This is a genomic window from Qipengyuania sphaerica (assembly GCF_019711595.1).
Classification (GTDB): domain Bacteria; phylum Pseudomonadota; class Alphaproteobacteria; order Sphingomonadales; family Sphingomonadaceae; genus Qipengyuania; species Qipengyuania sphaerica.
Genome location: NZ_JAIGNR010000001.1, coordinates 618,168 through 636,472, shown reverse-complemented (window position 1 = coordinate 636,472; position 18,305 = coordinate 618,168). Strand labels below are relative to the sequence as shown.

16 protein-coding genes are annotated in these 18,305 nt (G+C 63.7%); 12 read left to right on the top strand and 4 right to left on the bottom strand.

Translation table 11 applies throughout. The features are described from left to right. Window positions 1-23: 23 nt before the first annotated feature. The 3 genes from ccmA to K3178_RS03195 all read left to right on the top strand — a co-directional run bounded on the left by ccmA (window position 24) and on the right by K3178_RS03195 (window position 1,936). Window positions 24-605 carry a heme ABC exporter ATP-binding protein CcmA gene (gene ccmA / locus K3178_RS03205; protein WP_221569932.1) on the top strand — a complete coding sequence of 194 codons (582 nt, stop codon included), beginning with the start codon at window positions 24-26 and terminating at the stop codon, window positions 603-605. Then, the gene (locus tag K3178_RS03200) at window positions 602-1,258 is read left to right on the top strand and encodes a heme exporter protein CcmB (protein ID WP_221569931.1); all 657 of its coding nucleotides are present in this window, start codon (window positions 602-604) and stop codon (window positions 1,256-1,258) included. The genes ccmA and K3178_RS03200 overlap by 4 nt, the downstream gene beginning before the upstream one ends. 102 nt (window positions 1,259-1,360) lie before the next feature. Further along, a complete protein-coding gene (locus K3178_RS03195) occupies window positions 1,361-1,936 on the top strand; it encodes a J domain-containing protein (RefSeq protein WP_221569930.1) in 576 nt (191 codons plus the stop codon). A 4-nt stretch (window positions 1,937-1,940) separates the two neighbouring features. Here the strand turns inward: K3178_RS03195 and map are convergent, their stop codons facing one another. Continuing rightward, window positions 1,941-2,768, bottom strand: a complete 828-nt coding sequence (gene map / locus K3178_RS03190) for a type I methionyl aminopeptidase (RefSeq protein ID WP_221569929.1) — start codon at window positions 2,766-2,768, stop codon at window positions 1,941-1,943. 41 nt (window positions 2,769-2,809) lie between these two features. Continuing rightward, complete coding sequence (locus K3178_RS03185; RefSeq protein ID WP_221569928.1) at window positions 2,810-3,643, bottom strand: PdaC/SigV domain-containing protein; 834 nt, start codon at window positions 3,641-3,643, stop codon at window positions 2,810-2,812. A gap of 43 nt (window positions 3,644-3,686) precedes the next feature. On the opposite strand from K3178_RS03185, the gene K3178_RS03180 reads away from it, so the two are divergent. From K3178_RS03180 to K3178_RS03140, 9 genes are all read left to right on the top strand, one after another. Next, complete coding sequence (locus K3178_RS03180; protein WP_221569927.1) at window positions 3,687-5,075, top strand: leucyl aminopeptidase family protein; 1,389 nt, start codon at window positions 3,687-3,689, stop codon at window positions 5,073-5,075. A 73-nt stretch (window positions 5,076-5,148) separates the two neighbouring features. Beyond that, window positions 5,149-5,502 (top strand): SH3 domain-containing protein, encoded by a 354-nt coding sequence (locus tag K3178_RS03175; RefSeq protein ID WP_221569926.1) that lies wholly within the window; start codon window positions 5,149-5,151, stop codon window positions 5,500-5,502. Beyond that, window positions 5,492-6,433, top strand: a complete 942-nt coding sequence (gene argC / locus K3178_RS03170) for an N-acetyl-gamma-glutamyl-phosphate reductase (protein WP_221569925.1) — start codon at window positions 5,492-5,494, stop codon at window positions 6,431-6,433. The genes K3178_RS03175 and argC overlap by 11 nt, the downstream gene beginning before the upstream one ends. Before the next feature lie 175 nt (window positions 6,434-6,608). Continuing rightward, window positions 6,609-6,947, top strand: a complete 339-nt coding sequence (locus K3178_RS03165) for a P-II family nitrogen regulator (RefSeq protein WP_221569924.1) — start codon at window positions 6,609-6,611, stop codon at window positions 6,945-6,947. Between the two features lie 61 nt (window positions 6,948-7,008). After that, window positions 7,009-8,418, top strand: a complete 1,410-nt coding sequence (gene glnA / locus K3178_RS03160) for a type I glutamate--ammonia ligase (protein ID WP_221569923.1) — start codon at window positions 7,009-7,011, stop codon at window positions 8,416-8,418. Between the two features lie 166 nt (window positions 8,419-8,584). Then, window positions 8,585-9,592 carry a PilZ domain-containing protein gene (locus K3178_RS03155; RefSeq protein ID WP_221569922.1) on the top strand — a complete coding sequence of 336 codons (1,008 nt, stop codon included), beginning with the start codon at window positions 8,585-8,587 and terminating at the stop codon, window positions 9,590-9,592. Window positions 9,593-9,660: 68 nt separating this feature from the next. Next, the gene (locus tag K3178_RS03150; RefSeq protein WP_221569921.1) at window positions 9,661-10,272 is read left to right on the top strand and encodes a lysozyme; all 612 of its coding nucleotides are present in this window, start codon (window positions 9,661-9,663) and stop codon (window positions 10,270-10,272) included. 70 nt (window positions 10,273-10,342) lie between these two features. Then, a complete protein-coding gene (locus tag K3178_RS03145) occupies window positions 10,343-11,383 on the top strand; it encodes a hypothetical protein (protein WP_221569920.1) in 1,041 nt (346 codons plus the stop codon). Between the two features lie 14 nt (window positions 11,384-11,397). Further along, window positions 11,398-11,982, top strand: coding sequence for a fasciclin domain-containing protein (locus K3178_RS03140; protein ID WP_221569919.1), 585 nt, complete (start codon window positions 11,398-11,400; stop codon window positions 11,980-11,982). 9 nt (window positions 11,983-11,991) lie between these two features. Here K3178_RS03140 and K3178_RS03135 read toward each other — a convergent pair whose 3' ends face one another. Both K3178_RS03135 and K3178_RS03130 read right to left on the bottom strand, forming a co-directional pair. Continuing rightward, complete coding sequence (locus K3178_RS03135; RefSeq protein WP_221569918.1) at window positions 11,992-16,191, bottom strand: translocation/assembly module TamB domain-containing protein; 4,200 nt, start codon at window positions 16,189-16,191, stop codon at window positions 11,992-11,994. After that, window positions 16,191-18,269 carry an autotransporter assembly complex protein TamA gene (locus K3178_RS03130; protein WP_345719868.1) on the bottom strand — a complete coding sequence of 693 codons (2,079 nt, stop codon included), beginning with the start codon at window positions 18,267-18,269 and terminating at the stop codon, window positions 16,191-16,193. Before K3178_RS03130 ends, K3178_RS03135 begins: the two co-directional genes overlap by 1 nt. Window positions 18,270-18,305: the final 36 nt, after the last annotated feature.

The following is an 18,305-nucleotide window of genomic DNA, read 5'->3' as shown; positions in this document are numbered from 1 at the left end:
CCTTTTGCCTATCGCTGCGCCCCATGCAAGCGCAGCTGATCGCGACCGACATCGCCTGCCGCAGGGGCGATAGGCTGCTCTTCAAGGGGCTGTCGCTGGCGTGCGCGCCCGGCGATGCGGTGCAGGTGACCGGTTCCAACGGCGTTGGAAAATCCAGCCTTATCCGCATCCTTGCAGGCCTTTTGCGTCCCTTTGCCGGCGAGGTTTCTTCGGTTGGCGGGATAGGACTGGTCGACGAGCGCCTCTCCCTCGATCCCAACTTGCCGCTGGGCCGTGCCCTCGAATTCTGGGAGCGTCTGGACGGCTGCCGCGACCCGGGCCGCGCGCTTGAAGTCCTGCAGCTCGAACCGCTGCTCGACGTTCCGGTGCGCTACCTCTCGACCGGCCAGAAGAAGCGCGCTGCGCTGGCGCGATTGCTCAACCGCAATTGCCCGATCTGGCTGCTCGACGAACCGCTGAACGGCCTCGACACGCAGGCACGCAAGAGCGTGGAGGCGCTGGTTGCCCTCCACTGCAACGGCGGCGGGATCACCGTCGTCGCCTCGCACCAGCCCTTCGCCCTGCCCCAAGGCAAGACCCTCGCAATCGAGGATTACGCCGCATGAGCGCGGCGCTGACCCTGCTGCGCCGCGACCTCGCCCGCCTGATGCCGGGCGGCAGCGGAGGCGGTGTGCTGCCGCTGTTGTTCTTCCTTGCGGTGGCGATGCTTTATCCTTTTGCTGTCGGTCCCGATGCGCAACTGCTGGCGCGGACCGGTGGCGGGGTAATCTGGGTAGCGGCGCTCCTTGCCGCGATCCTGCCGCTCGAAAAGCTCGTCACCGACGATCTCGATGCGGGGGTGTTCGACCAGCTCTATCTGAGAGATGTATCGGAGGAACTGGCAATGGCGGTGCGCCTTCTCGCCCACTGGCTCGCCTTTGCCCCGCTGCTGCTGCTCGCCACCCTTCCCGCTGCCGCTTTGCTGGGCCTGGACGGCGAGACAACGCGTACGGTCCTTCTCGGCCTCCTTGCCGGGACGCCCGGCCTTGCCGCCGTGGGCCTTGCAGTCGCCGCACTCACCGCCAGCATGCGTGGAGGCGCCGCGCTGGCCGGACTGATGGTCATTCCGCTCGCCGTGCCGATCCTGATCTTCGGCGCAGGCGCCCTCGCCCGCCCCGACCCCTCGGCACTGTTGTTCACCGCCGCAATCAGTCTCGTCCTCGTCGCGCTCGCTCCGTTCGCATCGGCTGCGGCGATCCGCGCGAGCCGGGAAAGTTGACCTTTTCCTTCACTTAAAAGACAACGGTACAAGACCGGATGACAGCCCTGCCGTCCGGCGCTAATCGGGAGCGGTCGCATCGAGACGGACGGAAAGCCGGAAATGGAAGACGACGAGGATTTCGTGGACCTCTATGCGCTGTTCGAGATCGAACACGCTGCCACGCGCTCGGAAATCGACAAGGCCTACAGGCGGCTCGCGCAGCTCTACCATCCCGATCACGCGGACACCGCGGATGTCGAGAAATTCCAGGACATCACCCGCGCCTACAAGATCCTGAAAAGTGCGAGCAAGCGCGACAAATACGATCGCCTCTATGCCGAGGTGAATGGCGTGGATGCCCAGCCCGCGCAGCCGCGAGACGATATCGTGATCGACGGTGCCACTGCCGTTCAGGATGCGGAATTGCACGAGGAGCTCTTGCTCGCGCTTTACAAGAAACGCCGCGAAAATGCGCGCGAGCCCGGCGTCATGCCTTATTACCTCCAGAGGGAGCTAGGCTGTTCGGACGAAAGCTTCGAATTCCACACCTGGTACCTGAAATCGAAGGGCCTGATCGAGATTTCGCAGTCCAGCGAATATATGATCACCATCGAGGGGGTCGATCACGTCATCACGCAGAGCCGCGCCGCGAAGGAGCGGCTGCTGCTCGAGCAGACCAGGCACAGCGGTAGTTAGTGCCTCAGTAAGGCGGTTTGTGAAGGCCCTTGGGGCTTTCGGTGAAGATCTCCACCCCGTTCTCGGTAATTCCGATCGAGTGCTCGAATTGCGCCGAGAGCGACTTGTCGCGGGTCACGGCGGTCCAACCGTCGCTAAGCATCTTGGCGTGCGGGCGGCCGAGGTTGATCATCGGTTCGATGGTGAAGAACATGCCGGGCTTGAGCAGCGGGCCGGTGCCCATGCGGCCGGTGTGGATTACTTCGGGCGCATCGTGGAACAGGCGACCGAGGCCGTGACCGCAGAATTCCTGCACGACGCCATAGCGATGCTGGCGCGCATGCGCCTCGATCACTGCACCGATATCGCCCAGCCGCGCGCCGGGCCGGCTCGCCGCCTCGATACCGAGCATGAGGCATTCATAGGTCACCTCGACCAGCTTCTTGGCCTTGAGCGGCGGTTCGCCGGCGAAGAACATGCGGCTGGTATCGCCGTGCCAGCCGTCAAGAAGCGGCGTTACGTCGATGTTGACGATGTCGCCTTCCTTCAGCGCCTTGTCCGAAGGGATGCCGTGACAGATCACATGGTTGATCGAGGTGCAGCAACTATGGGAATAGCCGCGATAGCCCATGGTCGCGGGCACAGCACCGGCATCGAGCGTCATTTCGCGCACCTTGTCGTCGATCTGGCCGGTGGTCACCCCGGGTTCGACCATGCCGGTCAGCTCGTCGAGGATTTCGGCGGCAAGGCGCCCGGCCTTGCGCATGCCTTCGAAGCCTTCGGGGCCGTGCAGCTTGATGGTGCCGTCGCGGTAGACGGTCTGTTCGCTATCGATCACCTGATATTCGGTCATGCGCGTCCATGTAGCGACCCTGCGGCCGAATTGCGAGCGCCCTAGCGTTTCACGCTGAAAGCATTGGCATATTGCGGCTTTACCGCATCGATGATCGAGGCGGTGACGGGGAAATTGAGTTCGTAGGCACCTTCCGCATAGGAGCCCGCAACATAGGGCCCGAAGTAGATACCGATGCGGTCGAAAGTCTCGCCGTTCGAAGAGCCGACAAGCACAGCACTTTCATCGATACCCGGGCAGTCATCGAACATGTCGCCGCTTGTCGGGTCGATTTTCATCCCCCTGCGCTTCTCTCGCGCAACATTGAGCGCGTCGCACAGGCGGACCCCCAGCGCCGTTTCCAGAGCAACGGGCGATTTGAACAGCTCGACGCCCTTCACGCCGACTTCTCCGCGGCGATCCCACACCAGCGATGTCTTGCCACTCATGCCGTGCGCGCCGCCGGTATAAAGGTATAGGTCTGCCGACAGGCTGAGCCATTGCGGCAGGTCGGCTACAACCTTCCACTCCTTGTCGAACCCGCGCCCGATGCAGGACACGCAGCCATCCGGAAAATCCACGAGCGATTTTTCCCAATCGGCCTTTTGCGCTTCAAGCTCGCGCACGCGCTCTGCATCGAGCTGCGCCGCCAGTTTCGGTTCGCGCGCCGCGGCTGCGGGCCAGCTGTAAGCGAATTCGCGGGTCCCTCCATTCCGGCTGGCATCGTCCTCGAATTCGAAAGCCTTCGCTTCCACACCTGCATCGGATTTCGTAACCGCTGTCGCGCTGGCAGCGGGCGACAGCGCGCTTTCTTCAGATGCGGGCGCTTCATCCGCCGATTGCGAGCAGGCTGCGCTCGACAGGGCGAGGGAAATCAGGAACAGGGACTTTCGCATCGAATTACCTTGGCACGCAGCAGATTAATCCGAGGGGAATATCATGGCCGACAAAGCCGACCTAATCCAGGCAGACCGGGGACAGGAGGCTATCCCCATCCATCTGGTGAACAAGGACGGATTTGCCGATTGGGCGAAGTCATTGTCGGCAGGCCAGCGCGCCGCACTCGAGGCACAGAAATTCGAGGGCGGTGGCTACCAGGTCGGGATTGTTCCCGATGGCGATGGCTGGTTCGCAGTGGGCGGCGTTGCCGATCCCGACAAGCTGTCGAGCTGGTGCATGGCGAAGCTGGCCGAAGCGCTGCCGGAAGGCACCTATCGCCGCGCCAAGGGCGAGCCGGGACCTGCACTGCATGGGTGGCAGACTGCGCAATATCACTTCGAGCGGTACAAGAAGCCCGACAAGCCGGTGGGTCCACGTATCCTTTTGACCAAGGAAGCCAAAAAGATCGATGCTGCGGTGGCAGAGGCAAAGGCGGTGTGTCTCGTGCGCGACCTCGTCAATACGCCCGCAGAGGACATGGGCCCTGCTGCGCTGGAAGATCAGTGCGAGAAGCTGGCCAAGGCGCACGGCGGGAAACTCTCGGTCACGCGCGGCGACCAGCTCGAGCAGGAATACCCGATGGTCCACGCCGTGGGCCGCGCGGCGACGCGCCACCATGCCCCGCGCATCATGCACCTGACTTGGGGCAAGGATAGCGATCCGGTAATCGCCGTGGTCGGCAAGGGCGTCTGCTTCGACAGCGGCGGTCTCGACGTGAAGAGCTCTTCGGGCATGCTGTTGATGAAGAAGGACATGGGCGGCGCGGCGCACGCGATCGCGCTGGCCGGTCTGATCATGGGCGCGAAACTTCCCGTGAGGCTGCACCTGCTGGTCCCGGCGGTCGAGAACGCGATTTCCGGCAACAGTTTCCGCCCCGGCGACGTACTCAAATCGCGAAAAGGACTGACGGTCGAAATCGGCAATACCGATGCCGAAGGGCGGCTGATCCTCGGCGATGCCCTGACCCGCGCGAGCGAGGAGAAGCCCGAGCTGATCCTCGATTTCGCCACCCTCACCGGCGCGGCGCGCGTGGCCCTCGGACCCGACTTCCCCGCCCTGATGGCCCGCAAAGACGAGACCGCCGACGCTCTGATCGAAGCGGGCAAGGCGCATGACGATCATCCCTGGCGCCTGCCGCTGCCCGAAGCCTATGCCGAATGGCTCTCCTCCGACATTGCCGACACCAACAACGCCCACGGCAACGCCTTTGCGGGCGCCAGCGTGGCGGGGCTTTTCCTCGACAAGTTCGTCGGCGACGGCATCGACTGGGCGCATTTCGACACCTTTGCATGGCGCCCTTCCGCCAAGCCCGGGCGTCCCAAGGGCGGCGATGCCTACGGCCTGCGCGCCGCCTGGCACATGCTGCAAAAGCGTTTCAAATCGGCATAGTTTGCCCGCCGCGCTTGCCCTGCAGGGGGAGCGCGGTTAAGCGCCACGCGATTGCAACAGGGAAATGACCTTAGTGAGTGCTGCGGCCGATTATAGCCTGCCCGAAGGAATCGTCGGACTGAAGGGTCCCGTCAAGAAGCCTGCTCCGGGCACGATGCCCGTGCGCGGCGACCTCGCCCATATTGCGCTCGCCGGCCGTTTCCTCGCCGCGCATTACGTGATCCCGCACGATCGCAAGATCGGGTCCGAGGATGTCACCCTGAAGCTGGCCTCGCGCGACGACGCGGCTGACGGAGCGACGCTCGCTGCAGGCTCGGCCGTCGAACTGCTCGACTGCGAAGGCGACTGGGTGTGGATTACCGCAGGGCCGGAAGGGCCGAGCGGATATGCGCACAGGTCCGCGCTCGCGCCCGACAGTGACGCATAAGGTCTTCATCGACGGCGCGGCCGGCACGACCGGCCTCGAAATCGCAGAGCGGCTGGCGGGCCGCGACGAGTTTTCGCTCATCACACTGGACGATGCGCAGCGCAAGGACAGGGCCGCAAGGCGCGAGGCGCTGAACGAAGCGGATGTCGCCATCCTCTGCCTGCCCGACGAGGCTGCGCGCGAGGCTGTGAGCCTGATCGACCCGACAAGCGGAACGCGGGTCATCGATGCCTCATCCGCTCACCGTACGGCCGAAGGCTGGTGCTACGGCTTTCCCGAACTGGTCGGGCGCGAGCGTGTCGCCGATGCCCGCAGGGTAAGCAATCCGGGCTGCTATCCGACCGGATTCCTCGCCCTCGTCGCCCCGCTGGTCCGCGAAGGGCTGTTGCCAGCCGACTGGCCCTATACGGTCAATGCGGTGAGCGGCTATTCGGGCGGCGGCAAGGCGCTGATCGAGCGCTATGAAATCCTCACTCCGCCCCCTGCCTTCCGCGGCTATGGCTACGATCTGGCGCACAAGCACCTGCCCGAAATGCAGGCGCATGCAGGGCTGGAGCATCCGGTCATCTTCGCCCCCGCCGTGGTCCCGGCATTCCGGGGGATGCTGGTCGAAGTGCCGCTACATCTCGGCGCCATGGAAGGCGAGCCGCATGCAGACGCCCTGCGCGAGGGATTGGCTCGGCATTACGCGGATTCGAAAGTGGTTTCCGTATACACGGGCGACACTCCCGCCGAGCTCCTGCTCGATGCCGACGCGGCTCCGGGCGACGGGATGGAGCTGTTCGTATTCGGCAATGAAGGCGGCTGGCACGCCCGCCTCGTCGCGCGGCTCGACAACCTCGGCAAGGGTGCCAGCGGGGCGGCCGTACAGAACCTCAACCTCTTGTGCGGCCTCGATGAAACCTCCGGCCTCAAACTTCCATCTGCCTAATTTTTAGGCAGACATCGTCCAGCCTTTGGGCAACTGCCCACCACTCCCTCAGCCGCACCCGCGCATTTCCGCCAATTGCCTGTTTGGCACGCTTCTTGGAACGACGCGCGCAAGAACACATTAGGTCTGTGTGCGGACACTCCCTGCACGGGCCAGAGACGGGACCGGTGGACACGTGAAAAAGATCGAAGCGATCATCAAGCCCTTCAAGCTCGACGAGGTGAAGGAGGCGCTGCACGAAATCGGCGTCTCGGGCATCACCGTTACCGAGGCCAAGGGCTTCGGCCGCCAGAAGGGCCATACCGAACTCTATCGCGGCGCCGAATACGTCGTCGATTTCTTGCCCAAGGTGAAGCTCGAGGTGATCGTCCCGACCGACATCGCCGAGCGCACCGTCGAAGCCATTGCCGCAGCCGCTCAGACCGGCCGCATAGGCGACGGCAAGATCTTCGTCAGCTCCATCGAAAGCGCCCTGCGCATCCGCACGGGCGAAAAGGACGAAGACGCTATCTGATTATCCCTGCCCGCACCGATCGCGGGCGCAATACGAACTACCCCAACGGAGGCAAATTACCATGGCAAGTGCAAGCGACGTCCTGAAGCGCATCAAGGACGAGGAGATCGAATGGGTCGACCTCCGTTTCACCGACCCCAAGGGCAAGTGGCAGCACCTGACCATGGTCGCGGCAACGCTCGATGAGGACCAGCTCGAAGACGGCCTGATGTTCGACGGTTCGTCGATCGCCGGCTGGAAGGTCATCAACGAGAGCGACATGATCCTGAAGCCCGACCTCGAGCGTGTCTATGTCGACCCGTTCAGCGCCGAACCGATGCTGATCATGTTCTGCGACATCGTCGAGCCTTCGACCGGCGAATGGTATGCCCGCGACCCGCGGACCACCGCAAAGCGCGCCGAAGCATTCCTCAAGTCGACCGGTCTGGGCGACACGATCTATGTCGGCCCCGAAGCCGAATTCTTCATGTTCGACGATGTCCGCTTCGAAGACGGTTATGCCGGTTCGGGCTATGCCATCGACGATATCGAACTGCCGACCAACAGCGGCAAGGAATACGAGAGCGGCAACCTTGCCCACCGTCCGCGCGCCAAGGGCGGCTATTTCCCCGTCGCACCGGTCGACAGCGCTGTCGACATCCGCGGCGAAATGGTCTCGACCATGATCGAAATGGGTCTCAACTGCGACAAGCACCACCACGAAGTGGCCGCCGCGCAGCACGAACTGGGCCTGACCTTCGGCACGCTGGTCGAAACCGCCGACAACATGCAGATCTACAAATACGTCGTGCACCAGGTCGCGCATATTTACGGCAAGACTGCGACCTTCATGCCCAAGCCGATCAAGGACGATAACGGTTCGGGCATGCACACTCACATGTCGATCTGGGACGATGGCAAGCCGACCTTCGCGGGCAACCAGTATGGCGGCCTCAGCGAAAACTGCCTCTACTACATCGGCGGCGTCATCAAGCATGCGAAGGCTCTCAATGCCTTCACCAACCCGACCACCAACAGCTACAAGCGCCTGGTGCCGGGCTTCGAGGCGCCCGTGCTGCTCGCCTATTCGGCACGCAACCGTTCGGCATCCTGCCGCATCCCCTATGGTGCAGGCGACAAGGCGAAGCGCGTGGAATTCCGCTTCCCCGACGCGATGGCCAACCCCTACCTCGCCTACGCCGCGCTGCTGATGGCCGGCCTCGACGGGATCCAGAACAAGATCCATCCGGGCGAAGCAATGGACAAGAACCTCTACGACCTGCCCCCGGCAGAGCTCGCCGACGTTCCGACCGTCTGCGGCAGCTTGCGCGAGGCGCTCGAGGCGCTGGAAGCGGATCACGAGTTCCTTTTGAAGGGCGACGTCTTCACCAAGGACCAGCTCGACGCCTATGCCGAGTTGAAGTGGGAAGAAGTCATGCGCGTCGAAACCACGCCCTGCCCCGCCGAATTCGACATGTACTACAGCGCGTAATTTCGGAGCTATACCGCCCTCAAGCCGCGCCAGGCGCGACAGGGCTACAAGAACGGGCGTCCGGATTGATCCGGGCGCCCTTTTTTCGTTCCAGAACGCCTATACGCTTTCTTAGGGCATGATCCTTACCATACCCGTCGCAAGCCTCCGGAGGGACGGGACGGATATGAATTTCTGGCGCAAGGACATCACGGCAGACGTCGCGGAATCGCGCGCGGGCGTGATCATCCAGAAGAAGAAACGCAAGCAGGATCCGAAGGCCTCGGGTCTCGGAGCGGTCGCCATTCCGCGCAATGGACCGCGCGCCGTCCACCAGCGCAACGAGGATCGCCATGTCCTTCGCGGCAAGACCGCGCGCGCAGATGTCGGAGGGAATATCCACGATGTCCAGCTGCTCAACCTTTCGTCCAACGGGGTCATGATCGGCTGCGACCTGAATCTGGCGATCGGCGAGGAAGTCTATCTCTCGATCGAGGAATGCGCCCCGATCACCACCGCGGTGCGCTGGGTGCGCAACGGCCGTATCGGCCTCGAATTCATTGCCGAGACGGTGATTATCGCCGAAGCGGGCGTGCAGGATTTCATCGTGAAGACAATCCGGCGCGAAGTCGAAGCGTCGGGCTATTCGAACGGTTTGACGGTCGGCACGGAACGCCGCGATGCTTCGAAGCGCCATCCTCTCGTATTCGTCGGCAAGATGCGCTGGAACGAGCGGCAGGCCACCGCGCGTCTGCGCAATATTTCGCGGACCGGCGCGATGATAGCGGTTGCAGACGCGACCACCCTGCGCGACGGGGACGAAGTGACCCTTTCGCTGACCGGCGCAGGTGACATCAAAGCGTGGATACGCTGGTCGGCGGACCGCCAGTATGGACTTCAATTCACGGAAGAATTCGACGTGTCGATGCTGGTCAATGAATCCTGCGCCGAACTTGCCCCGCCGGATGATGCCGGAGGTCTGGCATCGCCCTCCTCCAATTCGGGTGAGGAGGACTTCGACAGCCTCCGGGTCCGCCTCGGCAGGGTCGATAATCCGCACCGGGCGCCAGACATGGAGTATGGCCGCCTGACTCTGGATGAGATCTACGCCACGCTGTATCCAGAAGGCCGGCCGGCGAAGATGCCGCAGCAGGAGCAGGAGCAGGCAGAAGATACTCCTCCAGCGGCCGAATAGGGTTTTCCTACTAAGCATTCTTCTGCCTAATCCTTGCGCCTCTCAAAATGACGAAAGGCGCACTTCCCATGACCCGCAGATCTATTTTCGATACCGTCAGGCGCATGCTCGGGCGGGGATTTTCGCAAAGCGAGGTCGATGTGCTCGACCGCGCGCTCGACGAGGCTGGCCAGGATTTCGCCCAGGACCGCGTTCAATCCGTTCCATCCTGCGGTGTTTCCCCTGCGGGTATCCAACTCATCAAGAGCTTCGAGGGATGCGCCCGCCTGCGCTCCGACGGCCTCTACGAAGCCTACCCCGATCCCGGCACCGGCGGCACTCCGTGGACCATAGGCTGGGGCGCGACCGGCCCCGATATCGGCCCCGGTACGCTCTGGCCTAAGGCGAAATGCGACGAACGGCTGGAAACGGATATCGCACGCCATGCACGGGACGTCGCGCGCGAAATAGGCGGTGCGCCCACTTCGCAAGCCCAGTTCGATGCGCTTGTCAGCTTCCATTACAACACCGGGGCGATCCACCGCGCTTCGCTCACCCGCTTTCACAAGCAAGGCGAATATGCCCTCGCTGCCGAGGAGTTCGGACGCTGGAAGTATGCCGGGGGACAGGTGCTCAAGGGCCTCGTCCGCAGACGCCGCGAAGAGGCGAAACTCTACCGTTCCTGCGGGTTAGACGGCTGAAACCTTACTCGAGCGTTAACCGGAACCGACTCGATATCCGCTCCGTTGGGGCACCAAAGGAGTTATAATTATGCGTATTCTCATGGCAGGAGTGGCCGCCCTCGCGCTGGCCTCCAGCGGTGCCTACGCCCAAGGAAACGGCAACGGCAACGGTAAAGGCGACAAACAATCCTCGGCCCAGAACAAGGGTAACAAGGGCGGCGGCAAGCATGCCGACCGCGGACCGCAGCGCACGGCGCAAGCCGACCGTCGCGGAAACCAGGGCAACCAGGGCAATAACGGCAATGGCAAGGCAAAGGCTGATCGCGGCCCCGATCGCAGCTATGCCCAGAACAACCAGGGCAATCGCGGCAATGACAAGCGCCAGGCGACGCGTTACGACGACCGTAGATACGACCGCGACGATCGCCGCTATGATCGCGACGACCGCCGCGAAGTCCGTGTTCGTTATGATGACCGAGATGACCGCCGTTTCCGCAGCGGAGACCGCGATTACCGTTGGCTCGCCAGCGACCGGAATCGCGGTCTAATCGACGGGTGTCCCCCGGGCCTCGCCAAAAAGCGCAACGGCTGTAATCCTCCGGGCCAGCTGAAGGATCGCGGCGAGCGCAGCATCTATGGCTACAACTATCGCCCGAGCTTGTTCGGCCTGAGCAATTACGATCGTCGCGGCGATTATTATTACCGCGACGGCTATCTGGTCCGCTACGGTGACCGTGGCGGCATTTCGAGCTGGCTCCCGCTGCTCGGCGGTGCGCTCGGGATCGGCAACGTCTGGCCGAGCTCGTACCAGAGCTACCGCGTGCCGGACTACTATGTCGATTACTACGATCTCGGCGGATACGACCGCTATCGCTACGCCGATAACGTGATTTATCGCGTCAATCCGGAAGATGCCGCTATCACCTCGATCGCTGCGCTGATCACCGGAGACGAGTTCCAGATCGGACAGCCGATGCCGCGTGGCTACGATGTCTACAACGTGCCCTACGCCTATCGTGACCGGTACTATGACACCCCGCAGTACATGTATCGCTATTCGGATGGCTACGTTTACCAAGTGGACCCCGAGACCCGCCTCGTCGCGGCTGCGATCGACCTTCTGATCTAATCGGAGAAAACGAGATGAAGACCAACTTCACGAAACCCTTTGTGCTGGCCGGTGCAATTGCCGGCCTGGCACTCCTCCCCGCCTGTTCGAGCGACGCCGATGTCGACGAGAGCGATCCGAGTGTTACCAACGAGGAAGCTACAAGGACGCTTGCTGCCTCGCTCGGCGACCTGCCCGAGTTGGCCAGCCTCAATGGTGCGATTTCGGAGGCCGAGCTCGGCTCGATCTTCGATGGTCCGGGCAGCTATACGCTGCTCGCGCCGAACGACGCCGCGTTCGAGGCGCTGGGTGAAGAAGGCAAGGCGCTCATGACGGAGGAACAGCGCCCTGTGCTGGTCGGCCTCCTTCGCGAGCATATACTGCCCGGCCACCTGACGCCCGAGAACATTGCCAAGGCAATCGACGACAAGGGCGGCGATGTCACCATGACCACCTTGGGCGGCGGCGATGTGACGTTCTCCAAGGATGGCGACACGATCAGCGTTTCGAACGGCATAGGGTCGACCGCCAAGATCGCCAGCAGCGCGACCGCCGCCACCAACGGCGTGATCATCCCGCTCGACACCGTCCTGGTGCCCGAACAACCGCCCGAAGGCTGATCGCAAATATCAATAGTCGCGGCTGATTTCCGCGACCACACTTTCGCGACCGATGGTCGATATGCTCGCCAGCAGCGATAGCCAGCTGGTGATGCGGAATTCGACCTCGGTCGCACTGTATCCGCGCCCATCGGTAATGATTTCGACGTAGAACTTGCGGCCGAGGTTCTTGCCCAGCGCCACGCCCGTCTCGCGGCCGAGAGCCGGATCGGCCGACACGATCCGCAGGCGGTCGAGACCGATGGCGGTGCGCAGTTGGTTGATCGGGTCGAGCCCGCCCCCGCCGCGCAGGCTGGCAACCGCAGCGCCGAGCTGGAGCGCGTCGGTTGCCGACAACTCGGTGATCGAACCTCCGAAGAGCAGGCGGGCGAGAAGCTCTTCCTCGGGCAGGGCGGGATCGGAGGTGAAGGCAATCTCTGTCTGGTCGACTGTCCCGGTGACGGTCACGATAACGTCCACACCGTCACGCTCGGTCTCTGCGCGAATGTCGAGCGACGGATTGATGGGGACATTCTCGTCGAAATCGATCTCGCCGCGGGTCAGTTCGAAGCGGGTCCCGGCGAAGGTGTAATCGCCGCGCACCACGGTTGCATTGCCGCCGATGCGTGGATCGTCGGTCGTGCCGCGCAGGATGATGTCGGCGCCCCACTCGCTGTCGAGGCCCATGCCGTCGACATCGATCCGGCTGCTGCCGCGCGCATCGATGAGGTAGCGCCATGGACGACCCGCCGAGACCTGCGGTGCGCGGTCGGCAGGCGCGTTGATTTCGCGGGTGGCGATACGCGGCAAACGCAGGTCCTCGGCCGCATTGGCAAGCCGCCAGCTCGCCCGGTTGATACGAACCCGTCCGGCGATCGTGCCGCCGAGACCGTTGGACACGATGCGCAAGGGACCGCTGATCGTCGCGCTCAGGCCGTTGGCCTCCAGCAGCTGGGCGTTTTTGGCGGATGCACGCAGGTCGAGCGTCGGTCCGCGAACCTCGGTGAACCGGCCTTCCACTCGCTCGCCCAGCCCCTCGAGATCGACGATGCCGCTACCGGTCACTGTCCCGCCGTTCTCGGTCGAGCCTGCGAAGCTGGTCAGGTTGAGCCGCGATCCTGCAAAAGTCCCTCGTACGCTTACGTTCCGTATATCGGTTCCTGAAAGAGAACTGCGGACGCGCACATCGTCGCTCGACACGCGTCCCCGCACGCGCGGGTTGGCCAGCGTACCTGTGGCATCGGCAGAAATCGCGACGGGACCCGTCAGGTCGAACGCATCTATCGCTGCGAGACGCCAGAGACTCTCCGCTGCTCCCTCGTACCGCAATTGCGCATCGAGACGACCGGCGCGCAGCCGCTGGGTCAGGTCCCCGGTCGCAGGAAGCTGCGTGATGAGAGCCTGCACCCGGCCACGCTTGATGTCCTCGTTTGCGAGCACTGCCCGTGCCTCGAGGCTATTCTCCTGTAATCGGAGAAGAAGCGAAAGATCGACCGGCTTGGAAGAAAGCACGAGGCCCGAGCGGGTAAGATCGTCAACCTTCACGCGCGCCGTGCCGGTCGGCAGGCCGCCCTTGGGCGCGCGGAAATCGACCACGCCCGAAATCGTCCCGCCCATGCCGAGATCAGCCACCGCCACGTCGACCAGAGAGAGCGGCATGCGTGCAAGCTTGAGCTCCAGCGCCGTCTCGTCTGTGCCGAAAATGCCCGAAGCGATAGCCCCGCCGTCGGCATAGTTGACCTGCGTCGGAGCGAGCCTCCAGCCTCCGCCCTCGAGCGCGGTCAGCGCAGCCCGGCGTGGCATTGAAATATCGCGTCCGGCGAATTGCCCATCGGCAGCGACTGCAATCCGGTCGGGCCCGAAACGTGCATTTACATCGAGCGCGAAACGGTTGCCGCGCCGACCGGAGATTGCCGCATCGAGTTCGCCGACACCATTGACGACTTCGCCCCTCGCGGCCATCCGGCCGACAAACAGCGTGCCATATTGCAAGCCCTGGGCATCGGCCGTACCCGAAAACGAGTAAGAGCCGCCTCCAATGACCCCGCTCGCGTCGATCTGGGCACGGGCGATCGTCAGCTGTGGCTCTCCGCCGAAGCGCGCATTGCGGGCGGCGAGATCGAGATCGACACCCTGTCCGCCATCGCGCGGGGCGAGTGCGACCGTACCGTCCAGTCCGCCCCCGGAGAGCGCGAGATCTCCGCGGGCGCCTCCCTCGACCAAGGTAAGCGCGCCGGTGACCCGCGTCTCCGAAACCGTCATCTGGTCGATCGCTATGCGGGTCGGTCCGCCTTCGGGTGCGTATAGTCCGAGCACGCCGGCAAACGGCCCGAGTACGGAACCACCCTCGGTGTCGATCGAGAACCCTTCCTCGGTCGGTGCGATGGCAAGGCGTACGTCGGTGAGGCCGGTTACCGGCCTCGCGAACACTAGCTCCGCAGTGGGCGCGCCGTCTTCGATACGCCCTTCCACGGTGAAAGGGCCATAATCGGCGTGTTCGCCTGTACCCGCGAGGCTCGTCGTCGAACCGTCGATCGAGCCATCCATCGCCAAGGTAAGTTTGTCGGAATTGACCCGCAGCCGGCGAAAATCGATGGCCGCTCCGCTGCTGGTTGCGATGCCGCCCCGAACGCGGATTGCATCCCCTGCGAGATTGGCGAGCGTGTCGTTGCTGACCGGCGCTATACGCGCATCGAGATCGGCTCCGAGCCGCCAACCGGACGGGACGAGGTCGAAATCGATTACCGCGGTCCCGCCCGCCAGTCCCACATTGTCGAGCGCCAGTTTGTCGGCGCGTACCGGTCCGCGAATTTGGTAGCGGCCCGCATCGAGGTCACCGCGCAGGGCGAGATTGGCGGCCAGTCCGCGGAAGGCGATGCGAAGATCGTCACCGCTGAGCTCGTTTTCCCTCAGCACCAATTGCCCGCGCGCCGAGCCATTCACCAAGCGCGGATCGACGAGTGCATTGCCGGTCTCGACCCGCCCGACCGAAAGAGCGATAGGCATCGTCCAGCGGGTTCCGTCGAAACGTGCGGTGCCCTGCTGTCTCAGCTGGGAAAGCCGCGTCGTGCCCGAAACGAGCCGTCCGACACTGAGATCATGGACCACCGTAAGATCGGTGAACGCCCCGTCGAGCGTCGCGCTGGCTTTCGTGTCCTCGAGCCGCAAGTCACTGCCCAGTGCCAGCCGGTCGCGCCAAACGGCATCGAGCTCGAAATTGCCGAAGCGGTTTTCGGCGAGGTCGACCAGCCCTTCACCCTCCAGCCGCATGGCGCGTCCGATGAGGACGTGCCGCCCGTCGAAGGCGCGGTTGTCGATGGTGACGCGCGAGGCAAGGGCGACATCCTCGCCCAGAGCATCGGCAACGGCGCCGGTGACGAAATCGCTCGGGTCGACCTTGCCGATCAATCCGAACGTGCCGGCATTGTTCGTGATCCTCAGCGCGGCGACTCGGTCGCCCGCAGAGCGGACCAGAAGCCCGCCCTTCCACTGGTTCCACGTCCCGTCGCCGCGCAATTTTGCGCTATAGGCGTTGGGCAATGCGAACATGCCTGCAATCGGCCCGCCCTCTGCTGCTTCGAGATCGGCAAACAGGTCGAAATCGTCGCCGTCGGGCTCGGCATGGACGCGCAGGGCGAGACTGTCTTGTTCGCCCAGCCTGGCGGTCCCCTCGACGAACAGGAGGCGGTCCTCCACTTGGACTTCTGCGGTCAGATCGACCCGCTGCGCATACTCACCTGCGATACCGGGGGCGAGCATGAGGTTGTCGATTTCGAGTGCGTCGATGGAAATATCAAAGCCGGGAAGGATCGGACCATCATCTTCGCTCGGCAGAAATTCGGGCAGGCGCGCCAACGAGGCGCGGCGCGCTGCGAAACTGTCGATATCGAGACGGTTGGCAAGCCATGCCCGCGGGTTCCAGTCGACCTCGGCGCGCGGGATGGTCATGAAGACGCCCTGCGGATCGGACAGGGTCACATCGTGGAGTATCGCCTCGCCGTAGATATTCCCTTCGATCCGGCCGATACGGATGACGAGGCCGTTGGGAAAAGTCTGCTTGGCAATCTGGCTCGCAAGGAAACGCTCGCCCAGCGGCGTATTCAGGACAACCAGGGCGGCAACGAGAAGCAGAATCGGCGCACCGACCAACAGCAATGTCCATTTGCCCACCCGGCGCGCGCGGCTGCGCTTGCGAGGAGGCGGCGTATCCTGGACGTCCACCTCCGCCATCAGAATGCCTGCCCCAGCGAAACATAGACCGCGACGGGCGCATCGTCCTCGTCCGGCGTCAGGGGAACGCCGACATCGATACGGATCGGGCCAAAGCCGGTGTGGTACCGCAGGCCTACGCCTGCGCCGAGCTTGATCTCTTCGAAATTCGGAGTGGGGTCAGGCCCGACCGAGCCGGCATCGACGAATGGTACGACCGATACGGCACCGTCGAAAAAGCCGGTCCGGATGCGGGCCTCGACAGCCAGTTCGACGAGGCTGCGCCCACCAGTTGGCTCGCCCAGCTCGTCGGCAGGCCCGATCTTGCGATAGCCATAACCACGCACCGATCCGCCGCCACCGGCGTAGAACCGGCGTGATGGCGCGATGTCGAGCAGTCCGGCACCGGGGATCGAGCCGAAAGTTGCACGTCCTGCCAGGACCAGCTTGTCGCTCACCGACTGGTAGTAACTGCCGTCGATCTGACTGCGCAGATAGAAGCTCTCTACCCCGTTGGTGGTCGAAGCCTCCGGCGAAAGTCGGCCACCAAGGCGAAAGCCCCGCGTCGGATCGAGCAAGTCATCGGTCTCGTCGAGCAATATGGTGCCCGGAAGCGCGGCGACGAAATAGGTCTGGCGCGGCTGGGCGACGCCGTCGATGTCGGGCGGGCGCTCCTGCGTCGCGACCAGTTCGAGACCGCCCGACCAGCTGATGAGCTTCTGGAAGAGCAGCGTCGATTTGCGCTCGTAAATCCCGGTCAGCGCGACTGTGCGCGCCTCGAAGGCGGGGCTGTCGATCGTGTTCGCGTAGGCATCGACCGTCAGCACGCGATCGCGCCCGCCGAAATTGTTCTTCCGGAAGGTGATCCCGGCGAGCTGTTCCTGCGTACCCGCGATGCCGCGCAGGCGCAGCGATCCTTCGGGCGGGAAGAGGTTGCGATGCTCCCAGCTGGCCTGAACGCGGAAGCCTTCTTCCGATCCGTAACCGATGGCGCCTGCAATGGTGCGCAGCTTGGCGCGCTGGATATCGACATCCATCGCCACGACGCCCGGCTGGTCTCCGCTCGGGGGGGATATCTCGCGCGGAGTGACCGACACGGATGACACCAGGCCCGTCGCCGTGACCGCACGCCGCAGATCGAGCGAGAGGCTGCGCTTGTACGTCTCGCCCGGCTCGAAGCGCGCAATGGTGCCGAGGTGGCGTCCCGAGAGGAAGGCAGGGTCGCTGCTGGTGACCTCGCCGAAAACGTATTTTCCGTTCGGTTCGATCGCCAGCGTAAGGTCGCCTTCGACCCGCTCGTGATCGATCAGCAGCTGCGGCTCGTCGATGGCGGCGAAGGGGTAGCCGTTCTCGCCCAGCGCGCGGTCGAGATCGAACTGCTCCTGCACGATGGAGTCGCTTTGCAGGTAGTCGCCCGGATTGATTTCGAATGTACTGCGCAAGAGCTCGGCGTCAGGCGCAGCAGAGAGATTGCCCAGATCGACGCTGCCTACCCGGTAGCGTTCCCCGGGAATGATGTCGAAGCGCACCGAGGGCGACTGCTCGGCCGCATCCTCGCCTGCTTGCACCGCCCCGATCGAGCGTATCACCTGCCCGTCGTAATAGCCGTAGACGCGCAGGAGGTTTCCGAGCAGCTCTTCATCCTCGCGGGCACGGGCGGCGAGCTGCGCGACATTGGCGTCCTCGTCTTCCAGTTCCTCGATTGTGGAAAGAGCCTCGAACCGCTCAACGAAATCTCCGCGCTCGGAGAACGGAGGTTCGGTCTGAGGGAAACCGAGCACGAGATTGCTGGCAAGCCGTTCGGTTTCTGCCTCTTCGAAAGCGACTTCGGCCTGACCAAGGTCCAGCTCGGCGAATTCAATCTCTTCTTCGGGTTCGAGCGGCTCGAATGTCTCGATTGCAATGTCGTCCGGCCACGGCAGGTCGAGGCCGGGCGTAGTATCGATCGGCGTTTCGGGCTCAGGAGCGGAGAGGTCGGGATCCTCTGCGGCACCCTCGGAGCCCTGCGCGGCCCATGCATCTGGGTTGTCGACCGCTGAATCCGGGATGAGGTCTTCGAGATTGGCCGGTGCGTCGCGATCTTGCGCGGCCAACGGCACTCCCGCCAGCGCGAGGACCGCGACGCAAACCTTCAA